This is a genomic window from Pseudomonas sp. B414, assembly GCF_055408445.1.
Window position 1 is genome coordinate 1 of the sequence record NZ_JBUZTQ010000025.1, and the last position, 21,648, is coordinate 21,648.

A 21,648-nucleotide genomic window follows, 5' to 3' on the forward strand; every position below is an offset into this window, starting at 1 on the left:
AAGTCATGGGAGAGGTGATGCAGGAAGCCTTGGCTATGCGGCATGATGCTCCGGCTTCAATTCAATAACCGTGTTGCACTCAGCTCCTGCAACCGCCCTGTATTACTGGCTGGCGAGCCAGAGTATCCATCCGTTGCGGGACGTCGCCAGCGTGGTAGTGCCACCGCAACAGATGATCGCCCACTTGCAGGCGGGGCGTATTGACGGTTTTTGCGTCGGCGAGCCGTGGGCCGCCAGTGCAGTCCAGCAGAATATGGGCTTCACCCTCAGCACCACCCAAGCCCTGTGGCCCGACCACCCGGAAAAAGTCCTGGGCTGCACCCGCGAGTTTGTCGAGCAATATCCCAATACCGCCCGGGCGCTGGTGATGGCGATTCTCGAAGCCAGCCGCTTTATCGAACAAAACCACGAAAACCGTCGCAGCACCGCGCAGTTGTTGAGCGCCGCCGAGTATCTCAATGCACCCGTTGAGTGCATCGCCCCGCGCCTGCTGGGCGACTACAGCGACGGCCTGGGCAATCACTGGCAAGACCCGCACGCGCTGCGTTTTTATGGCAACGGTGAGGTCAACCTGCCCTACCTGTCCGATGGCATGTGGTTTATGACCCAGTTCCGCCGCTGGGGCTTGCTGCGCGAAGACCCGGACTACCTCGGCGTTGCCCGTCAGGTTCAGCAACTGGCCTTGTACCGCGACGCAGCCAGCGCTGTTGGCGTGCCTGTCGCTGACTCGGACATGCGCAGCAGCCAATTGCTTGATGGCAAGGTGTGGGACGGCTCGGACCCTGCAGGCTATGCCCGAAGTTTTGCGCTGCATGCCATGAGCGCCAGCGCTCCCCTTGTTGCCCGTCGTTGACCGGAGCCTGCCCCATGCTGCGTATCTTACTGATCAACGACACGGCGAAGAAAGTCGGCCGCCTGAAAGCCGCGCTGAGCGAAGCCGGGTTTGAAGTGATCGACGAATCGGGCCTGACCATCGACCTGCCCGCACGCGTCGAAACGGTGCGCCCGGACGTGATCCTGATCGATACCGAGTCGCCAAGCCGCGATGTGCTGGAGCAAGTGGTGCTGGTTTCACGGGATCAGCCACGGCCGATTGTGATGTTTACCGACGAACACGACCCCGGCGTCATGCGCCAGGCGATCAAGTCAGGGGTCAGCGCCTACATCGTCGAAGGTATCCATGCCCAGCGCCTGCAGCCGATTCTCGATGTGGCCATGGCCCGCTTTGAAAGCGACCAGGCCTTGCGCGCCCAACTGCACGCCCGCGACCAGCAACTGGCCGAGCGCAAACGCATTGAACTGGCCAAAGGCTTGTTGATGACCATGAAAAGCTGCAACGAGGAAGAGGCCTATACCCTGATGCGCCGCCAGGCCATGAGCCGCCAGCAAAAGCTGATACTGGTGGCAGAGCAGATCATTGCCATGAGTGAGTTGCTGGGCTGAGGTACAAACTCTCTGTGGCGCCCACAAAATTTTTGAGTCAAACAAGCAACTGACGAGTTCCTGCAATTTGGCACACTTCTCGCTAAGCAATCACTACCGGTAACCAACGGCGGTTGCCCCACCTACGACAAAGACGTCGCTCCCCTTATTCGCCCATGGCGAATCCGGCAGCGGCGTTTTTTCGTTTTGGCCCCAGTGACCGGGGCTGGTGGTGCGGCCGTTACGGCGCTCCATCGCAAATCACTCCTTCTCGAAACGAATAACCGTTGAGGTGCGCGATGAATTCAAGCTTCTGGAAGTCCGGCCATACCCCGACCCTGTTTGCGGCATTTCTGTATTTCGACCTGAGTTTTATGGTCTGGTATCTGCTCGGCCCGCTGGCGGTGCAAATCGCCACCGACCTGCACCTGACCACCCAACAGCGCGGTCTGGTGGTGGCCACGCCGATTCTGGCCGGTGCCGTGCTGCGTTTTGTGATGGGCCTGCTGGCCGATCGCCTGTCACCGAAAACCGCCGGGCTGATCGGTCAAGTCATCGTCATCTGCGCGCTGTTTGTGGCCTGGAAACACGGCATCCACAGCTACGAACAGGCCTTGCTGCTGGGTCTGTTTCTGGGCATGGCCGGGGCCTCGTTCGCCGTCGCCCTGCCGCTGGCTTCACAATGGTATCCGCCGCAGCATCAGGGCAAGGCCATGGGCATCGCCGGAGCCGGCAATTCAGGCACCGTGTTTGCCGCCCTGCTGGCCCCGGTGCTGGCTGCAGCCTATGGCTGGAGCAACGTGTTCGGCTTTGCCCTGATCCCGCTGGTACTGTGCATTTTCGTGTTTGCCTGGCTGGCAAAAAACGCCCCCGAGCGCCCCAAAGCCAAGTCCATAAGCGACTACTTCAAGGCCCTGGGCGACCGTGACAGCTGGTGGTTTATGTTCTTCTACAGCGTGACCTTCGGCGGCTTTATCGGTCTGGCCAGCGCCCTCCCCGGCTATTTTAACGATCAATACGGACTCAGCCCGGTGACCGCCGGTTACTACACTGCCGCCTGCGTATTTGGCGGCAGTTTGATGCGACCTTTGGGCGGTGCACTGGCCGATCGCTTTGGCGGCATCCGCACCTTACTGGGGATGTACACCCTGGCGACCATCAGCATCGCCGCCGTGGGCTTTAACCTGCCCAGTTCCTACGCGGCACTGGCACTGTTCGTGTGCACCATGCTGGGGCTGGGTGCAGGCAACGGCGCGGTTTTTCAGTTGGTACCGCAGCGCTTTCGCCGTGAAATAGGGGTCATGACCGGCCTGATCGGCATGGCCGGTGGTATCGGCGGTTTCGCCCTGGCGGCGGGCATGGGGGCAATCAAGCAAAGCACCGGCAGTTATCAACTGGCCTTGTGGTTATTTGCCAGCCTCGGGGTGCTGGCCTGGTTCGGCCTGCACGGGGTCAAACGCCGCTGGAGAACCACCTGGGGTTCGGCTGCCGTGACCGCTGCGCGGGTGTGAGGCGGCGATGAGCCTGCAACTGAGTTTCGCCCACGCCAGCGCCACCGGGCCGCGCGCCGAGAATCAGGACGCGCTGCGTGAGGTCACGCCGCTGCCACTGCTGGCAGCGAGCAAGGGCTATCTGTTCGCCATTGCCGATGGCGTCAGCCAATGCGCAGATGGCGCCCTGGCGGCCCGCTCGACCTTGCAGGCGCTAGCCCTGGACTACTACGCCACACCCGAAACCTGGAGCGTGGCGCAGGCACTGGAGCGTTTGCTGCTGGCGCAAAACCGCTGGCTACAGGCCAATGGTGGCGGCCAACCGCTGCTGACCACCGTCAGTGCCCTGGTGCTGCGCGGCAGGCGTTTCACCCTGGCCCATGTCGGCGATTGCCGGGTGTACCGCTGGCACGCCGGGGCCTTGCAGCGCATCAGCGAAGATCATGTCTGGGAGCAGCCGGGCATGCAGCATGTACTCAAGCGGGCACTGGGGCTGGATCAGCATCTGGTGGTGGATTTTCTCGACGGCGAACTGCAACAGGACGAAACCTTTGTGCTGCTCAGCGACGGTGTGTGGTCGTGCCTGGGCGATACCGCAATCGCCGCCCTGTTGCGTGACCTGCCCGACCTGCAAAGCGCCGCCTGCACGCTGGTCAATGCCGCGCACCGGGCAGGCAGCCAGGACAATGCCAGCGCCCTGCTGGTGCGGGTCGATGCCCTGGGCGAAAGCGCTATCGGCGATGCATTGCTGCAATTACAGCAATGGCCACTGCCGCCTGCGCTCAGGCCGGGCCAGCACTTTGAGGGTTGGCAGGTCGAAAGCCATCTTGGCCAGAGCCAGCAGTCGCTGCTCTACCGGGTACGGGACACGCAGCAACAGCCCTGGCTGCTGAAAACCCTGCCCGCGCGCCTGCATGACGATCATCTGGCCGGGCAGGCCCTGCTGTCGGAGGAATGGTTTCTCAAGCGCGTGGCCGGGCGGCATTTCCCTGAAGTACACCCTGCCAGTCAGCGTCAGCATCTGTACTACGTGATGCGGGAATACTCCGGTTGTACCCTGGAAAAACTCTATGCCAAGGGCGGGCCGCTGCCGCTGGCACAATGGCTGGATCTTGCCGAGCGCCTGCTGCGGGCTGTGGGCCTGTTGCACCGGCGGCAGATTTTTCACCGTGATATCAAACCGCAGAATGTGTTGCTGGGGGACGATGGCGAATTACGTGTGCTGGACTTCGGATTGGCCTACTGCCCAGGGTTGTCAGAGGATCTGCCATCGGCGCTGCCCGGCACACCCAGCTATATCGCCCCGGAAGCCTTTCGCGGTGACAAGCCCGGCCCTGGGCAGGATCTGTACGCAGTGGGCGTGACCTTGTATTACCTGCTGACCGGGCATTACCCCTACGGTGAGATCGAAGCCTTCCAGCGCCCGCGTTTTGGCGTGCCGGTGAGCGCCAGCCGTTACCGCCCCGACCTGCCGGAATGGATTGCCCACAGCCTGGAGCGCGGCGTTGCAGGCGACCCGGCGCAGCGTTTTGAAACGGCGGAAGAATGGTTGCTGCAACTGGAACAGGGGGAAAGGCAGAGCTTGAATGTGCGCCCAAGGCCGTGGCTGGAGCGCGAACCGCTGAAGGTGTGGCGGGGGGTTGCATTAGTGTCGCTGCTGATAAATCTGGTGCTGCTGTTTTTTTTGCTTCACGCACACCCCCTGTAGCCGCGCCCCAATAACGGGCGGCGCGCTTTGATTCAGTGCACAAAAAAACAAACAAATAAAATTCCACCCCGTAAACACGGGCCCCTGCCCACTTGGCACAACCACTGCATTAGCTGATCCATCAATCATAAAACCCGGTCTTCAACGACGAAGGCCAGGTTTCCCGAGAGAACGGGACAAGGACAAAGGCGTCCTCGCTAGGCAACTAGCGGGACGCCTTTTTTTGTTTGCGCACAATTTGTCGAGCAAGGCCGCAATGCCACCTACAAGGCAGGCCCCTGCTCCCGGAGAACCTGATGAAAAAACTCAAACTGGTAATGATCGGCAATGGCATGGCCGGGGTTCGCACCCTGGAAGAATTGCTGAAACTAAGCAACGAGCTTTACGACATTACGGTCTTCGGTGCCGAACCCCACGCCAACTACAACCGCATCCTGCTCTCACCGGTGCTGGCCGGTGAGCAGACTTTCGAAGAAATCGTACTTAATGATCTCGACTGGTACCTGGACAACGACATCAAGCTGCTGCTCAACCGTAAAGTGGTGCAGATTGACCGGGTAAAGCGCCGGGTGATCGCCGAAGACGGCACCGAAGCCGAATATGACCGCCTGCTGATCGCCACCGGTTCAACGCCGTTTATCTTGCCGATTCCGGGCAACACCCTGGACGGCGTAATCGGCTACCGCGATATTGCCGATACCCAGGCAATGATCGACACCGCCAAGACCCATAAACATGCGGTGGTTATCGGTGGTGGCCTGCTCGGTCTGGAAGCGGCCAACGGCCTGATGCTGCGCGGCATGCATGTGACCGTGGTACATATTGGTGAATGGCTACTCGATCGCCAGCTCGACCCGATCAGCGGCCAACTGCTGCAAACCGCCCTGGAAGCACGCGGCCTGCATTTTCGCCTGCGCGAACAAACCAATGCCCTGCATGATGCGGGCAATGGCCGGGTTGGCTCGGTGGAGTTCAAGAACGGCGAGATCATCCCCGCCGATCTGGTGGTGATGGCTGCCGGTATTCGCCCCAACACCGAACTCGCCGAGCGGGCGGGCATCCCCTGCAACCGCGGGATTCTGGTCAACGACACCCTGCAAACCTACGACCCGCGCATTTACGCCATCGGTGAATGCGCCAGCCATCGCGGCATTGCTTACGGCCTGGTGGCACCGCTGTTCGAGCAGGCCAAGGTCTGTGCCAACCACCTGGCGCAACTGGGCTTTGCCCGTTACCAAGGCTCGGTCACCTCGACCAAGTTGAAGGTCACCGGTATCGACCTGTTCTCCGCCGGCGACTTTATGGGCGGTGAAGGCACCGAAACCATCACCCTCAGCGACCCGATTGGCGGGGTCTACAAAAAACTGGTGATCAAGGACGACATTCTGGTGGGCGCCTGCCTGTACGGCGACACCGCCGACGGTGGCTGGTACTTCCGTCAGATCCGTGAGAACCACGCCATCGGTGAGATTCGCGATCATTTGATGTTCGGTGGCTCTTCGTTAATGGAGCATGCCATCGGCGACGTAGGCCATCAGGGCCAGGACAAGGCCATGAGCATGGCCGATAGCGCCGAAGTCTGCGGTTGCAATGGCGTATGCAAGGGCACCATCGTCAAGGCCATTCAGGAGCACGGGCTGTTCAGCGTCGACGAGGTCAAAAAGCACACCAAGGCCGCCAGCTCCTGCGGCTCCTGCGCGGGTTTAGTCGAGCAGATCCTGATCAACACCGTCGGTGGCGCAGCAGACGTCAAACCCAAAAGCGAAAAAGCCATCTGCGGGTGCAGCGACCTGAACCACGGGCAAATCCGCCAGGCCATCCGCGAGCAACACTTGCTGACCATCGCCGGCACCCAGAGCTACCTGAACTGGCGCACGCCCAATGGCTGCGCGACCTGCCGCCCGGCGCTCAACTACTACCTGATTTCCACCTGGCCGGGGGAAGCGAGGGATGACCCGCAATCGCGCCTGATCAACGAGCGGGCCCACGCCAATATTCAAAAAGACGGCACCTATTCGGTGGTCCCACGGATGTGGGGCGGTGTCACTAATCCGTCCGAATTGCGGCGCATTGCCGATGTGGCCGACAAGTACAACGTGCCGATGGTCAAGGTCACCGGCGGCCAACGTATCGACTTGCTGGGGATCAAGAAACACGACCTGCCGGGGGTATGGAAGGATCTGGACATGCCCTCGGGGCATGCCTACGGCAAATCCATCCGTACCGTAAAAACCTGTGTGGGCAGCGAGTTCTGCCGCTTCGGCACGCAAAATTCAACACAACTGGGCATCGAGCTGGAACACGACCTGTTCAATATGTGGTCGCCACACAAGGTCAAGCTGGCGGTATCCGGTTGCCCGCGTAATTGCTCGGAAGCAGGGATCAAGGACGTAGGGATTATCGGCGTGGACTCGGGCTGGGAGATGTATATCGGCGGCAACGGCGGGATCAAGACCGAAGTCGCCGAGTTCTTCGTCAAGCTCAAGACTGCCGAAGAAGTACGCGAATATAACGGCGCCTTTTTGCAGCTGTACCGTGATGAAGCCTTCTACCTCGAACGCACCGTGCACTACCTGCAACGGGTCGGCATGGAGCACATCAAGAAGGCCGTGCTCGAAGACCCCGAGCGGCGCAAGACGCTCAACGAGCGCCTGCAGTTTTCCTTGTCGTTTGAACAAGACCCGTGGAAGGAACGCCTGGAGCAGCCGCTGCTGAAAAAGGAATTCGAGGTCATCCCCGTGAAAAACCTGGAGGTGCTGGCATGAACTGGCTGGATATCTGCTCACTGGAGGACATCAACGCCCTGGGCTCGCGGATCATCAGCGGGCCCAAGGGGGATATCGCGATCTTTCGTACCAGCGACGACGAAGTGTTCGCCCTCGACGACCGCTGCCCGCACAAGGGTGGCCCGCTGTCCCAGGGCCTGATCTACGGCAAACGCGTGGCCTGCCCGCTGCACAACTGGCAGATCGACCTGCAAAGCGGCGAAGCCCTGGCCCCGGACATCGGCTGTGCCCATCATCACCCGGCGCGGGTGGAAAATGGCCGCGTGCTGCTGGCCCTGCGGGACGCAGGCTGATGGAGCGCCAGATCACCGCCTCCACCTGCTGCTATTGCGGGGTCGGCTGTGGCGTGCTGATCGAACATGACGGCGAGCGCATCCTCGGTGTCAGCGGCGATCCGGCGCACCCGGCCAACTTCGGCAAACTGTGCAGCAAAGGCTCGACACTGCACCTGACCGGTGACCGCAACGCCCGCGCGCTGTATCCGCAATTACGTCTGGGCAAGGCACTGGCCCGCACCCGCACCGACTGGGACAGCGCCCTCGATCACGCGGCCAATGTGTTCGCCGCCACTATCGCCGAGCACGGTCCCGACAGCGTGGCGTTTTATATCTCCGGGCAATTGCTGACCGAGGACTACTACGCCTTTAACAAACTGGCTCGTGCGCTGGTAGGCACCAACAATATCGACAGTAACTCACGGCTGTGCATGTCATCGGCCGTGGTCGGGTACAAGCGCAGCCTGGGTGCCGACGCACCGCCTTGCAGCTATGAAGACTTGGAGCTGAGCGACTGCGTGATGATCGTCGGCAGCAATATGGCCTACGCCCACCCGGTACTGTTTCGTCGGCTGGAAGAGGAAAAAGCACGACGCCCGCAGATGAAAGTCATCGTTATCGACCCGCGCCGCACCGACACCTGTGATCTGGCCGACCTGCATCTGGCGATTCTTCCGGGTACCGATGTCGCTTTGTTTCACGGGATTTTGCATCTGTTGTTGTGGGAAGACTGGATCGACCGCGACTTTATCCAGACGCATACCCAGGGCCTGGCCGAGCTGAAAAGCCTGGTGCGCGATTACACCCCGCAGATGGTGTCGCAGCTGTGCGGTATCAGCGTCGAGCACCTGCAGCAATGCGCCGAATGGGTTGGCACTTCGCCAAGTTTTTTGTCGCTGTGGTGCATGGGCCTCAACCAGTCCACCGCCGGTAGTGCGAAAAACAGCGCGCTGATCAACCTGCATCTGGCCACCGGGCAAATAGGCCGGCCGGGTGCAGGGCCGTTCTCCCTGACCGGTCAGCCCAATGCCATGGGCGGGCGCGAAACCGGCAGCCTGTCCAATTTGTTACCTGGCCATCGCGAGGCCGCCAATGCCGAACACCGGGCCGAAGTCGCCGCTTACTGGGGCGTTGAGCAACTGCCGCAAAACACCGGTCTGAGCGCCATCGAACTGTTCGAGCAGATGGCCAGCGGCAAGATCAAGGCCGTGTGGATCGCCTGCACCAACCCTGCGCAATCCATGCCGGACCAGACCGCCGTGCGGGCGGCGCTCCAAACCTGCCCGTTTGTGGTGTTGCAAGAGGCCTTTCATACCACCGAAACCGCAGCGTTCGCCGACCTGCTGTTGCCCGCAGCCAGTTGGGGCGAAAAAGACGGTACGGTGACCAACTCCGAGCGGCGTATTTCCCATGTACGCAAAGCCATCACCGCACCAGGTGAAGCGCGTTCAGATTGGGCGATTACAGTGGATTTCGCACAGCGCCTGGAAAAACATCTGCGTCCCGCGCGCGCAAGCCTGTTTGCCTTTGCAACCGCGGCCCAGGTCTTCGACGAATACAAACAACTGACCTCAGGCCGTGACCTGGACCTGTCGGGCATCAGCCATGCCGTGCTCGATGCCATCGGCCCACAACAGTGGCCCTTCCCGGCGGGTGCCGGTGAAGGCACGGCGCGGCTGTATCTGGACGGAATTTTTCCTACCCCCAGCGGGCGTGCGCAGTTTATCGCGGACCCTTATCGGGCAGCCAAGGAGCAGCGCGATGCACGCTTTCCCCTGACCCTGATCACCGGCCGCCTGCGCGACCAGTGGCACGGCATGAGCCGCACCGGCACCGCCGCGCAGTTGTTCGGCCATGTCAGCGAAGCGGTGCTGAGCCTGCACCCAGATGAACTGCGCCGCCATCGCCTGCAACCCGGTGACTTGATCAACCTCAAGAGCCGACGCGGAGCCCTGATCCTGCCAGTCAGCAGCGACGACAGCGTGCGCCCGGGCCAGGCGTTTTTGCCAATGCACTGGGGCGACCGTTTTCTCAAGGGTGGAGTCAACACCCTGACTCTGCCCGCATTCGACCCACTGTCCAAGCAACCGGAGCTCAAGCACAGCGCCGTACGCCTGGAACCGGTGCAATTGCCCTGGCATCTTTTCGCCCTGATCGAGGGCGATGTGCAACAGAGTTTCGAGACCTTGCGCCCGCTCTGCGAAGCTTTTTCGTACGTTAGTTTCAGCCTGAGCGGACGCGAGCGCCCTGCGCTGTTGATTCGTGCCGCCAGCGCCAGCGCGCCGGACGCGCAACTGCTGCGCGATATCGACCAATACCTGGGCCTCAACACGGGACCGGTACTGGCATACGACGACCCGCGCCGTTCCATTGGCAAGCGGGTGCGGATCGAAAACGGCCGTATTACTGCCATTCGCCTGGCGGGCGAAACCCTCGCCCAGCACTGGCTGCAAAGCCTGTGGCTGGAAGGTCGAGCCGATGAACAACTGCGCCGCTGGTTACTGGCACCGCTAAGCGCGCCACCGGGTGGCGTCGATGCTGCGGCCACAGGCAACAAGATTGTGTGCAACTGCAAGAACGTCAGCCAGAACGCAGTCTGCGCTGGTATCGGCCAAGGGCTGGACTTGCAGGGGCTGAAAAATACATTGAGCTGCGGGACGCAATGCGGCTCCTGTGTCCCGGAAATCAAGCGTTTGCTGGCTGCCCAAGTGCAGCCGATCGCCGTTATCGCGTGAGGAAAACACGATGAGTGCAAAAGTCTGGCTGGTAGGTGCAGGCCCGGGTGACCCGGAACTGCTGACGCTCAAGGCCGTCCGCGCCCTGCGCGAAGCGGATGTGGTGCTGATTGACGATCTGGTCAATGACGCAGTGCTGGAACATTGCCCCGCTGCACGGGTGATTGCGGTGGGCAAGCGCGGTGGTTGCCGCTCGACCCCGCAGGCGTTTATTCATCGCCTGATGCTGCGCTATGCCCGTCACGGCAAATGCGTGGTGCGGCTCAAGGGCGGCGACCCGTGCATCTTCGGCCGTGGCGGCGAAGAGGCGCAGTGGTTGCGCGAACAGGGGGTTGAGGTTGAGCTGGTCAACGGCATCACTGCCGGGCTGGCAGGCGCCACGCAATGCGCTATCCCCCTGACCCTGCGTGGCGTGGCCCGGGGTGTGACGCTGGTAACGGCGCACACCCAGGATGACAGCCGGGTGAACTGGCAGGCGCTGGCGCAAAGCGGCACCACGTTGGTGGTGTATATGGGTGTGGCCAAACTGAGCGAGATCCGCGAGCAATTGCTGGCGGGCGGCATGACCGCGGACATGCCGGTGGCCATGATCGAAAATGCATCCCTGCCTCACCAGCGCGAATGCCGCAGCCACCTGGATTCGATGGAAGACGACGCCGAGGTCTTCCAATTGAAAAGCCCGGCGATTCTGGTGATTGGTCGTGTGGCGGCATCCAGTGCGGCACAACAATTGAGGGAAGAGAATGTGTGGGAGACGGGCTTGCCCGCGATGCAAGCGGCGCGGTTGTACTGAGGCATCGCGGTGATGCGATCGCAGGCAAGCCTGCTCCCACAAGTTTTGTGGCACCCACAAAATTCAAACCTGGCAGGGAACATTGTGGGAGCGAGCTTGCTCGCGATGCAGGCGGTGGGGTTTACCTGAACGCAGGCAAGCCAGCCCACAGAAATGGCGCAGAAGGGGTGATCCCAAACGACCCCCTTCCCCCCAGCGTTTACCCCGCTCCTGCCCACAATCCGTGCGCAAAGTGGCTTTTGACTGAGCCAAATCGACCCCCGCCGTCATCCCGGCGTCATGGGGCTTTGTTTCCTTGACGGGCATTCAGCCTTCAAGGAGTCACCATGATTCGCCCTACATTACTGGCCCTCTCGCTGCTTTCCGTGATCAACAGCGCCGCAGCCGACCCCGCATCCCCATTACCCCATTCCCCCGGCGCACCTTATGCCGCCACGGGCCTCGCCGACCGTATCGTGCTGACCCCCGGGGCCAATCCCGCACGGGAAATGGCCGTGACTTTCCGCACCGATACCCGCCAACAGGCCAGCCAGTTGCAACTGGCCCCTGCCCTCGATGGCCCGCAACTGGCCAAGGCAGCGCACACGGTCGAAGGCTCGCGTCTGAGCCTGGACAACGAAAACGGTCCGGCCCTTTTCCACCAGGTTCGCCTGCATGATTTGCAGCCGGATACAGCCTATGTGTACCGGGTCATGGGCAACGACGGCTGGAGCGAATGGCTGCAGTTCCGCACCGCTGCCGAGGGGTTCAAACCGTTCAACTTTATCTATATGGGCGATGTGCAAAACGACATCCTGGCCCTGGCTTCGCGCAGTATTCGCCAGGCGCTGCAGAGCGTCGCCAGCCCGGCGTTGATCGTGCATGCCGGTGATCTGGTGTCGCAGCGCGACGATCTGGTGCACGACGACCAATGGGGCGAATGGAATCAGGCTGGAGGTTTTCACTACGGGATGATCCCCCAGGTGCTGGCCGTGGGTAATCACGAATACCTCGACAGCCTCAACCCCGACGGCAGCGAAACCCGCACCCTCGGCCCACACTGGAGCCGCCAGTTCGCCTTGCCGCAAAACGGCGTCGAAGGGCTGAAAGACACCACCTATTTTGTCGACTATCAGGGCGTGCGTTTTATTGTCCTCGACGGCACCTCGGCCCTCGATATGGGCACTCTGGCGCAGCAAACCCGATGGCTTGAACAAAGCCTGAAAAGCAGCCGGGCGCGCTGGAACATCGTGGTCAATCATCAGCCCGTGTACACCTGTGCCCGCCCCGAAGACAGCGAGCCGTTGAAGACTGCCTGGAAGCCGCTGTTCGAGCGTTATGCCGTGGATCTTGTGCTACAAGGACATGATCACTGCTACAGCCGTATTACCAATGAAGCCGGTCGTGTTGCGTCCAAAGCTGCCAGGGCCGGGGGCAAGGTGCAGGGGCCGGTGTATATGGTCTCGGTAGCGGGATCGAAGATGTACGGCCTGAATGACCGGGCCCGGCAGCAACCGGATCGCAGCGCTGAAGAAACCCAGCTGTACCAGACCATCGACGTGCAGGACTCACGGCTCAAGGTGCGCAGCTACACCGCAGCAGGCAAGTTATATGACGCCTTTGATCTGGAGCGCGACGGCAAAAACCGTAACCACTTGCGCGAGCCGGTGAAGAACCTGCCTGCCGAGCGCGCCTGCACCGCCAGCATCGGGCCTGATGGTTTTGCCTGCAGCTCGCGGGGCAAATAGCCATATGGGAGACCTGTGGGAGCGGGCTTGCTCGCGATGGCATCAACGCAGTTATTCAGGTAGACCGCACCGCCTGCATCGCGAGCAAGCCCGCGCCCACAATTGCTTCAAGTTCAGGTGATCGGCGCCGGATTGAACAGGGTGATGTCGTTGTGCAGTTTGTGCTGCTCCGCCCAGGTGCGTTTGTTGCCGCTGGCCACGTCCAGGTAATAGTGGAACAGCTCCCAACCCAGGTCCTCGATACTCGCCCGCCCGGTGGCAATACGCCCGGCATCGATATCGATCAGGTCCGGCCAGCGCCGCGCCAGCTCGGTTCGGGTCGAGACTTTCACCACCGGTGCCATCGCCAATCCATACGGCGTGCCGCGCCCGGTGGTGAAGACATGCAGGTTCATCCCGGCCGCCAGTTGCAGGGTGCCGCACACAAAGTCACTGGCAGGCGTTGCACAAAAGATCAGGCCTTTGCGGGTAAAGCGCTCGCCAGGGCCAAGCACGCCATTGATCGCGCTACTGCCGGATTTGACGATGGACCCCAGGGATTTTTCGACGATATTCGACAACCCGCCCTTCTTGTTGCCCGGCGTGGTATTGGCGCTGCGGTCCGCTTCGCCTTTGGCCAGATAGCGGTCGTACCAGTCCATTTCACGCACCAACTCGCGGGCCACGGTCTGGTTCTCGGCCCGGGATGTCAGCAGGTAAATGGCATCGCGTACTTCGGTCACTTCGGAAAACATCACCGTTGCTCCCGCCCGCAACAGCAGGTCCGAGGCATAACCCAGCGCCGGGTTGGCGGTGATCCCGGAGAACGCATCGCTGCCGCCGCACTGCATGCCCAGAATCAGCTCGGATGCCGGTACGGTTTCGCGGCGACGCTGATCGAGTTTCTTTAACCGGGTTTCAGCCAGCGCCATGATCTGCTCGATCATTTCGCTAAAGCCGTGGCTGGAGTCCTGCAGGCGGTACAACCACGGCTCGCTCAAATCCACCGAGCTGTCGTTTTCGTGCATCACCTGCCCGGCCTGCAATTTTTCGCAGCCCAGGCTGATCACCAGTGCTTCGCCCCCCAGGTTGGGGTTGCGCGCCAGATTGCGTACGGTGCGGATCGGGATATAGGCGTCGGTGGCGCTGATGGCTACGCCGCAGCCGTAGCTGTGGGTCAAGGCCACCACGTCATCGACATGGGGGTAAAGGGGCAGCAACTCGTCCTTGATGCGTTTGACCGCATGATCCAGCACGCCGGTTACGCACTGCACGGTAGTGGTGATGCCCAGAATATTGCGCGTACCAACGGTGCCGTCGGCGTTGCGATAACCCTCGAAGGTGTAGCCCTCCAGTGGCGCCTGAGCCAACGGAACATCAGTGGCCAGCGGCAGGCTGTCCAAGGTTGGCGCGGTGGGCATGCGCAGCTGGTCTTCATTGACCCAGCTGCCCTGCGCGATGGCCTGCAGGGCGTAGCCGATCACCTGGCCGTAGCGGATCACCTCGCCGCCCTCGGCAATATCCAGCAAAGTGACTTTATGGCTCTGCGGCACAAAATCCAGGGTCACCAGCCCGTCGGCAAACACCGTACCGGCCGGTACGCCCTGATCGTTGACCACCACCGCAACGTTATCCTGTGGGTGCAAGCGGATCGAGCGCGGCGAATCGGAATGTTCAATCAAGGTCATGGCGTCGCTCCTCAAGTATGGGCAGGTGAAAGTTCAACCGCTACCGGCCCGCTGGTGGGCGGTTCTTTAAGTACCACACGCTTGATCGGTCCGACGATAACCAGGTAACTGAACACTGCGACCAGTGCATTGCAGCCGACAAACACCAGCGCCCATTTGAATGAGCCGGTGGAGCTGATGATGTAGCCGATAACGATGGGTGTAGTGATCGAAGCGATATTGCCGAAAGTGTTGAACAGTCCGCCGCTCAGACCTGCGATCTGCTTGGGCGAGGTATCGGAGACCACAGCCCAGCCCAGTGCACCGACACCTTTACCGAAGAATGCCAGGGCCATAAAGCCGACCACCATCCATTCCAGCTCCACGTAGTTGCACGCCACGATGCTGCTAGATACCAGCAACCCTGCGATGATCGGTGCCTTGCGGGCGAAGGTCAGTGAATGACCTTTGCGCAGCAGGTAATCGGAAATCACCCCGCCCAGCACTCCTCCAATAAACCCGCAGATGGCGGGTAATGAGGCAATAAAACCGGCCTTGAGGATGGTCATGCCGCGGTCCTGTACCAGATACACCGGAAACCAGGTCAGGAAGAAGTAGGTAATACCATTGATACAGTACTGCCCTAGATAAACGCCGATCATCATGCGATTGGTCAAAAGTTGGCGTATGTAATCCCACTTTGGACCATCAGCCTTTTTACCTTTTTGGTCCATGTCGACCATGCCGCCGTTTTCAGCGATATGCTTGAACTCGGCTTCGTTAATGCTCGGGTGTTCGCGCGGGCTGTAGATAACTTTCAGCCAGATGCCCGAAAATACGATGCCGAACAGCCCCATAACGATGAATACGTGCTCCCAGCCGTAGGAATAGACGATCCAGCCCATCAATGGAGCGAACAGTACGGTGGCGAAGTATTGCGCCGAGTTGAAAATAGCGGATGCCGTGCCACGCTCTGCCGTCGGGAACCAGGCAGCCACGATGCGGGCGTTGCCAGGAAAGGACGGTGCTTCGGCCAGGCCTACCAGAAAGCGCAGCATAAACAGCGCAACCACTGCAGTGGACATACCGAACTCGCCGACAAAACCTTGCAGCACGGTAAACAGTGACCAGGTAAAAATACTCAGGGCATAGACTTTTTTCGAACCAAAACGGTCGAGCAACCAGCCGCCGGGAATTTGCCCGGCCACGTAGGCCCAGCCGAATGCGGAAAAGATATAACCCAGGGTAACGGCGTCGATGCCGAGGTCTTTTTGCAGGCTGGAGCCTGCGATTGCGATGGTGGCGCGGTCTGCGTAATTGATCGTGGTCACCAGAAAAAGCATGAGCAAAATCAAATAACGCACGCGCGTCGGCTTGGTGGCTTGCATGTAGTACGACTCCCACTGATTATTTTTATGCGCGGGTAAATAGTTTTGATGTAGCAGGCTTACAGGTGCAGCTGTGTCCAATTCATTGGGAGATTTTTTACAGCCCCCGAGCATATTCCCTTACGCAAAAGGCCGCTGATTTCTCAGCGGCCTTGATATGTGCTTACTGCGGACCTTGCTTGTCGATCAAGGCGGCCAATGCTTCGTACTCTTCTGGCAACAGATCGGTCAGCGGCGTACGCACCGGGCCTGCGCTATAACCGGAAATAGTTGCACCGGCCTTGACGATACTCACTGCATAACCGGCCTTGCGGTTGCGGATGTCCAGGTACGGCAGGAAGAAGTCATCGATAATCTTGCCCACTGTGGCGTGATCTTCACGGGCCACCGCATGGTAGAAATCCATCGCGGTTTTCGGGATGAAGTTGAACACCGCCGAGGAATAAACCGGTACGCCCAATGCTTTGTAAGCGGCAGCGTAGACTTCTGCGGTCGGCAAGCCGCCCAGGTAGCTGAAGCGATCACCGAGGCGGCGACGTATCGACACCATCAACTCGATATCACCCAGGCCATCCTTGTAACCGACCAGGTTAGGGCAGCGCTCGGCCAGACGTTCCAGCAGCGGTGCAGTCAAACGGCAGACGTTGCGGTTGTAGACGATCACGCCGATTTTCACCGACTTGCACACCGCCTCAACGTGGGCGGCAACGCCGTCCTGGCTGGCTTCGGTCAGGTAGTGCGGGAGCAGCAGCAAACCTTTGGCGCCCAGACGCTCGGCTTCTTGAGCATACTCGATGGCCTGGCGGGTCGAACCACCGACACCGGCGAGGATCGGCACGCTGGTGGCGCAGGTATCGACAGCGGTTTTGATCACTTGCGAATATTCACTGGCCGCCAGGGAGAAGAACTCACCGGTGCCGCCTGCGGCGAACAGGGCGGAGGCACCATACGGGGCCAACCATTCCAGGCGCTTGATGTAACCCTCACGATGGAAATCACCTTGAGCGTTGAAGTCGGTTATCGGAAACGACAACAGACCGGAAGAGAGGATGGACTTCAGTTCTTGTGGATTCATTATTCGAACACCCTGGGAGCACGTTGTGATGAAAAATACGTTAGCGCTTTACTGCGTCGTACGTCATCGTACAACTTAAATAAGTAACGTCAATCTCATTTGTGAACATCGTGCTTGGGGGGCGGCAGAATGTGTCCGTTTAAAAACGACAAAGCCCGTCTAAAACGGGCTTTATGGCAGCGCTGCATCGATTGAATTTAATTTACAAATAGAGATAGGTTGTCTGAGAACCCCTCCCTTGTAGCAGCTGATTCGCTCCGCGAGTCAGCTGCTACAAAGTTTCTCGTCCCCTACCCGCGTTGCGCCTCTGCTTCTTCGTGGGCATGACGCAGGCGTTCGCGGCTGTTGGTCAGGTGCAGGCGCATGGCCGCACGGGCCGCTTCCGAATCCTGGCGGGCAATGGCCTGGTAGATTTCTTCGTGCTCGCGATTCAGCCGATTCATGTACTGCTGCTGGTCATCATGGGCCAGACGCGCCGAGTTCAGCCGGGTGCGCGGAATGATGCTGGTGCCCAGGTGCGTCATGATATCGGTGAAATAGCGGTTACCGGTCGACAGCGCAATCTGCAGGTGAAACTGAAAGTCCGAGGCCACGGCATCGCCATTACGGGCGGTGTTTTCGTTCAGGGCATCCAGTGCCGCCCGCATCGCCGCCAGTTGTTCGGTACTGCGCCGTTGCGCCGCCAGCCCGGCAGACTCCACTTCAAGGCTGATGCGCAATTCAAGAATCGCCAGCACATCGCGCAAGGTGACGACGGTGGCCGGGTCGATCCGAAAACCGCTCGGGCTCGGCGTATCCAGCACAAAGGTGCCGATACCGTGGCGGGTTTCCACCTGTCCTGCGGCCTGCAAGCGGGAAATTGCCTCGCGCACCACCGTGCGGCTGACACCATGAGCTTCCATGATCGCTGACTCGGTCGGCAACTTGTCGCCGCGCTTGAGCATACCGTCGCGGATCTGCTCGGACAGCACCGTCACCAACTCTTGCGCCAGGCTGCGGCGCTTGCGAGGGAGGCGGGGTACGTCGTTGTGGTTTTCCATGGTGAACATTTTTCTCGAAATCAAAAGGATCGGGAGCTTTGATCATTAAAGCATCTGATTTATCGCTTTGGCGGATCTGAACGCGGTGTTATCCCGCCCCCGTATGGACGCATCATAGCTCAAGCCGGTTGTACGATCACCTGCTGCGGGCTCACGACACTGAGCCGCCGAGCGAATTGCGTTTACCTACATCAGAACCAGAGCCTTCTCGCACAGACCCCCTCCTCATCTGATACGCATCCTGTAGGCAATTGCTCAGGATTGGCTGCTCATTTCAAACAAAGACTCTTCAGGCATGCTGATCCCAATAAAAATCCGCAATTGGCCCGCTTCCAGCACCTGCCAACACTCATTACGCACAGCCCCTTTTGCCCTTGGCCTGCTTGCTGGCCTGTGGACACTCCCCACTCAAGTACTGGCCTATAGCGAACAGGGGCGTTTGCACGATGCCGCAAGCTGGCGCAGCGATGAGTTCAAGCTGGACTGGGGGCTGAGTGCCATTGGCGCAGACTGGGCCTATGCCCGCGGGCTCAGTGGCAACGGTGTACGCCTGAGCCTTGGCGATTCCGGCGTAGATTTGCGTCACCCTGAGTTCGCGGCAAAAAATCATCGCTCCGTACGCCTGGCGGACCCCGGATGCGAACAGGAAACACTGCCTGCAACGGGAAGCAAGGGATGTTTCTTCGCCGAAGGGGATCGCGCCAGCATCGAGTACAACGACTTGCCACCCCAAACCCTGGCGCGACTGGAACAAATGATCCTCGACGACGATTTGTTGACCGAAGAGCTTGACGAGTACAAAGCCAAGCTGGGGGCAACCTATGAAGCCCATGGCACTCACGTCGCCGGAACCATGCTCGCCAACCGCGATGGCAAAGGCATCCACGGCGTAGCCTGGGGAGCCGATCTGAGCACCGTGCGCCTGTTCGGTAACGTCTATAACGAGGGGCCTGACCGCGACAAGACAGTCAGACCTGCCCTTGAGGCCTACCTGTCGACATACGAGCAACTGCGCGACCAGAACGTGCGCGCCATCAATCACAGCTGGGGTCTCCCGGAAGAACTGTCCACCGTCGAACAACTGGATGCGTCACTGCAAAAGCATCGCTCTGGCTTGATCGATGTCTTTGCCAAAATGTCGCAAGGCAGCGGTTTGCTGCAGGTGTGGGCGGCCGGCAATTCCGAGAACAACCCGACCCCCGAACTGGCCCCTTTTGCCGACACTCTGGCTTCCGTGCCCCGTGCCATACCAGAACTTGAGCCGTACTGGCTGAGCGTGGTCAATGTGAATGAAAACCGGTTGCTGAACCCGGATTCGTTTCGATGCGGCTATAGCATGAACTGGTGTGTGGCGGCGCCCGGCACGAACATCACCTCCTCCATAGTGGGCGGCGAGATCGACGTCGCAAAACGCCATGACGAAAACGGCGAAGTGAACGGCATCACCGTAACAGGCGACCGTCCAAGCTTTGGTTATCTCGCCCATACCGGCACCTCCATGGCTGCCCCCCATGTGACCGGCGCACTCGGTTTGCTGATGGAGCGCTTCCCCTATCTCGACAACCCGCAGATCCGCGACGTACTCCTGACCACTGCGCAAGACCTCGGCGCCCCCGGCGTCGATGAGGTGTATGGGTGGGGCCTGATTGACCTGAAAAAGGCCATCGACGGGCCGGGACAACTGCGCGTCGACACCACGGTGGCAATGGATCGCCGCGCCGGTGGCGCGGTGGTCTGGCAAGGCGGTGCCTGGGACGACTGGCGCAACGATATCAGTGGCCCGGGGCGCCTGGGCAAGAGCGGTGACGGCTGGTTGCGCCTCAGTGGCAACAACAGTTTTGCCGGTGCGACCCTCAACGGCGGCATTCTCGAACTCGACGGCCACAACCGTTTGACCAGCGATATCAACGTCGCTGGCGGCCTGCTGCGCCTTAACGGCAGCTTGCACAATACCGAACTCAACGTCACCGGTGGCCTCGCCCAGATCCACGGCCTGCAAGCGGGTGCCATGACCCGGATAGGCACCAACGGCTGGCTCAGTGGTGACGGCACGCTGGGGAATACCCAGGTGCGGGGCACCATTGCGCCCGGCAGTGCGCACCGTGCACTGACGATCAACGGCGATTATCTGCAAGAGGCAGGGTCGACCCTGATCGCCACTGCGGGCGAAACGCCTGATCGCGCTGCGTTGCAGATAACGGGTCAAGCCCGAGTGGAAGACAGCACCCTGCGCCTGGCCCGTAAGCCCGACGTGTTTACCCTGGGCAGACACTACCCGGTGTTGCAGGCAGATGCGGGCATCACAGGCCAATTCAGCGCCCTGGATCACCGGGCATTCTCACCCTTTCTAAGCTTCACCCAGACTCGGGATGCTCACAACATCGGCGTTAATGTCAGTCGGGGCCTGCCTCTGCTCTCGGCCGCCAACACCGCCAACCAGCGTGCCACGGCCAGCGCTGCGGACGCCCTGGCCATGTCCGAACCACTGGCGCAGCGCCTGACGTCGCTGTTCCCCGCCGAGGCGAGAAACGCCCTGGGCCAGCTCAGCGGCGAACTCCACGCCAGCACCCAGGCGGTGCAGATCGAAAACACCCGGGTACTGCGTGATGCTGCGCTGGCTCGAGCCCGGGGAGCACTGGACAGCCCGGCCCGGCAAACGGGTATTTCACATCAAGGCGTGTGGGTGCAATCGATGCTGCAAAACGGTCGACTGGACGGTAACGGCAATGCGGCATCTGCCAACCACAAACTCACCGGGTTGATGGTCGGCGCGGATCATGACTTTGAACAGGGCACCCGCGCCGGGGTGCTGCTGGCCAGCGGTCAAATCAACGTAAAAACCGCAGGGAGCGACCAGGCCAGCCTCGACGGCTACCAGTTCGGCATACACGCAGGGCATACCTGGAACGGGTTCGGGCTATACGGCGGGCTGGCCTGGGGCCAGAACCGGATTAAAACCAGCCGATATATCCGCTTTCCCGGGGTGGAAGAACGTTTGTCCGCAGACTACCGCAGCCGCACCCAACAAGCCTTTGTCGAAGGCAACTATCACCTGCGTCAAGGCGCATGGGACTGGCAACCCTTTGTCCAGTTTGCCCGCGTCAACGCTGAAACTGACGGGTTCCGTGAACGCGGCGCCAGGAGCGCGCTGACGGGACGTGCAGCCAGCAGCGCGGTCAATCTGGCCACTGGCGGCTTGCGTTTCAAGGTGGATTTGAACAGAACCTCAATAGGCCCCTCCTGGCTCAGCCTTAACGGCAGCGCCGCCTATACCCGTGCCAGCGGTAACCTGAGCCCGGCCACCGACGTTGCCTGGCAAGAGGCAAGCACCATGCGCATTGCCGGTGCCCCGCTGAACAACTCGGCGCTGCAACTGAACCTGGGCGCAGTGGCCCGGCTCAACCGCAGCAACACAGTGAGCCTGAGCCTGAATGATCAGCGCGGTGAACGCTCGAACGCGCGAAGCGCATCAATCCAATATCAGTTCGAGTTCTAATACTTGAGGTGGTAGTTAAATACATCATTCTGTAAAAACCTCACGCTATAACGGACGGCCCGGTTAT

Annotated in this window: 14 protein-coding genes; 10 read left to right on the top strand and 4 right to left on the bottom strand. The window is 60.5% G+C overall.

Translation table 11 applies throughout. From position 1 onward, the window contains the following. Positions 1–64 precede the first annotated feature (64 nt). The 9 genes from ACZRMH_RS18920 (at position 65) to ACZRMH_RS18960 (ending at position 12,936) form a co-directional block, all read left to right on the top strand. Positions 65–853 carry a CmpA/NrtA family ABC transporter substrate-binding protein gene (locus tag ACZRMH_RS18920; RefSeq protein ID WP_464014776.1) on the top strand — a complete coding sequence of 263 codons (789 nt, stop codon included), beginning with the start codon at positions 65–67 and terminating at the stop codon, positions 851–853. Between the two features lie 14 nt (positions 854–867). Further along, positions 868–1,443, top strand: a complete 576-nt coding sequence (locus ACZRMH_RS18925) for an ANTAR domain-containing response regulator (protein ID WP_464014729.1) — start codon at positions 868–870, stop codon at positions 1,441–1,443. A gap of 278 nt (positions 1,444–1,721) precedes the next feature. Further along, positions 1,722–2,933 carry a nitrate/nitrite transporter gene (locus tag ACZRMH_RS18930; RefSeq protein WP_464014730.1) on the top strand — a complete coding sequence of 404 codons (1,212 nt, stop codon included), beginning with the start codon at positions 1,722–1,724 and terminating at the stop codon, positions 2,931–2,933. A 7-nt stretch (positions 2,934–2,940) separates the two neighbouring features. Further along, positions 2,941–4,620: a protein kinase domain-containing protein gene (locus tag ACZRMH_RS18935; RefSeq protein WP_464014731.1), complete on the top strand. Its 1,680-nt coding sequence runs from the start codon at positions 2,941–2,943 to the stop codon at positions 4,618–4,620. Positions 4,621–4,916: 296 nt separating this feature from the next. Then, positions 4,917–7,385, top strand: a complete 2,469-nt coding sequence (nirB, locus tag ACZRMH_RS18940; RefSeq protein WP_464014732.1) for a nitrite reductase large subunit NirB — start codon at positions 4,917–4,919, stop codon at positions 7,383–7,385. Next, positions 7,382–7,699: a nitrite reductase small subunit NirD gene (gene nirD / locus ACZRMH_RS18945; protein ID WP_464014733.1), complete on the top strand. Its 318-nt coding sequence runs from the start codon at positions 7,382–7,384 to the stop codon at positions 7,697–7,699. The genes nirB and nirD overlap by 4 nt, the downstream gene beginning before the upstream one ends. Beyond that, a complete protein-coding gene (locus ACZRMH_RS18950; protein ID WP_464014734.1) occupies positions 7,699–10,416 on the top strand; it encodes a nitrate reductase in 2,718 nt (905 codons plus the stop codon). Before nirD ends, ACZRMH_RS18950 begins: the two co-directional genes overlap by 1 nt. Before the next feature lie 10 nt (positions 10,417–10,426). After that, positions 10,427–11,209, top strand: coding sequence for a uroporphyrinogen-III C-methyltransferase (cobA, locus tag ACZRMH_RS18955; RefSeq protein ID WP_464014735.1), 783 nt, complete (start codon positions 10,427–10,429; stop codon positions 11,207–11,209). A gap of 326 nt (positions 11,210–11,535) precedes the next feature. After that, a complete protein-coding gene (locus tag ACZRMH_RS18960) occupies positions 11,536–12,936 on the top strand; it encodes a purple acid phosphatase family protein (RefSeq protein WP_464014736.1) in 1,401 nt (466 codons plus the stop codon). Between the two features lie 113 nt (positions 12,937–13,049). On the opposite strand, the gene garD is transcribed toward ACZRMH_RS18960, so the two are convergent. The 4 genes from garD to ACZRMH_RS18980 form a co-directional block, all read right to left on the bottom strand. Next, positions 13,050–14,603 carry a galactarate dehydratase gene (gene garD / locus ACZRMH_RS18965; protein ID WP_464014737.1) on the bottom strand — a complete coding sequence of 518 codons (1,554 nt, stop codon included), beginning with the start codon at positions 14,601–14,603 and terminating at the stop codon, positions 13,050–13,052. An 11-nt stretch (positions 14,604–14,614) separates the two neighbouring features. Then, positions 14,615–16,027, bottom strand: a complete 1,413-nt coding sequence (locus ACZRMH_RS18970; protein ID WP_464014777.1) for an MFS transporter — start codon at positions 16,025–16,027, stop codon at positions 14,615–14,617. Between the two features lie 106 nt (positions 16,028–16,133). Further along, complete coding sequence (gene kdgD, locus ACZRMH_RS18975) at positions 16,134–17,045, bottom strand: 5-dehydro-4-deoxyglucarate dehydratase (protein ID WP_464014738.1); 912 nt, start codon at positions 17,043–17,045, stop codon at positions 16,134–16,136. Between the two features lie 290 nt (positions 17,046–17,335). Next, positions 17,336–18,085 carry a FadR/GntR family transcriptional regulator gene (locus ACZRMH_RS18980; protein ID WP_464014778.1) on the bottom strand — a complete coding sequence of 250 codons (750 nt, stop codon included), beginning with the start codon at positions 18,083–18,085 and terminating at the stop codon, positions 17,336–17,338. A gap of 295 nt (positions 18,086–18,380) precedes the next feature. Here ACZRMH_RS18980 and ACZRMH_RS18985 point away from each other — a divergent pair, with 295 nt between their 5' ends. Then, complete coding sequence (locus tag ACZRMH_RS18985; RefSeq protein ID WP_464014739.1) at positions 18,381–21,581, top strand: S8 family serine peptidase; 3,201 nt, start codon at positions 18,381–18,383, stop codon at positions 21,579–21,581. The last annotated feature ends 67 nt before the right edge of the window (positions 21,582–21,648 follow it).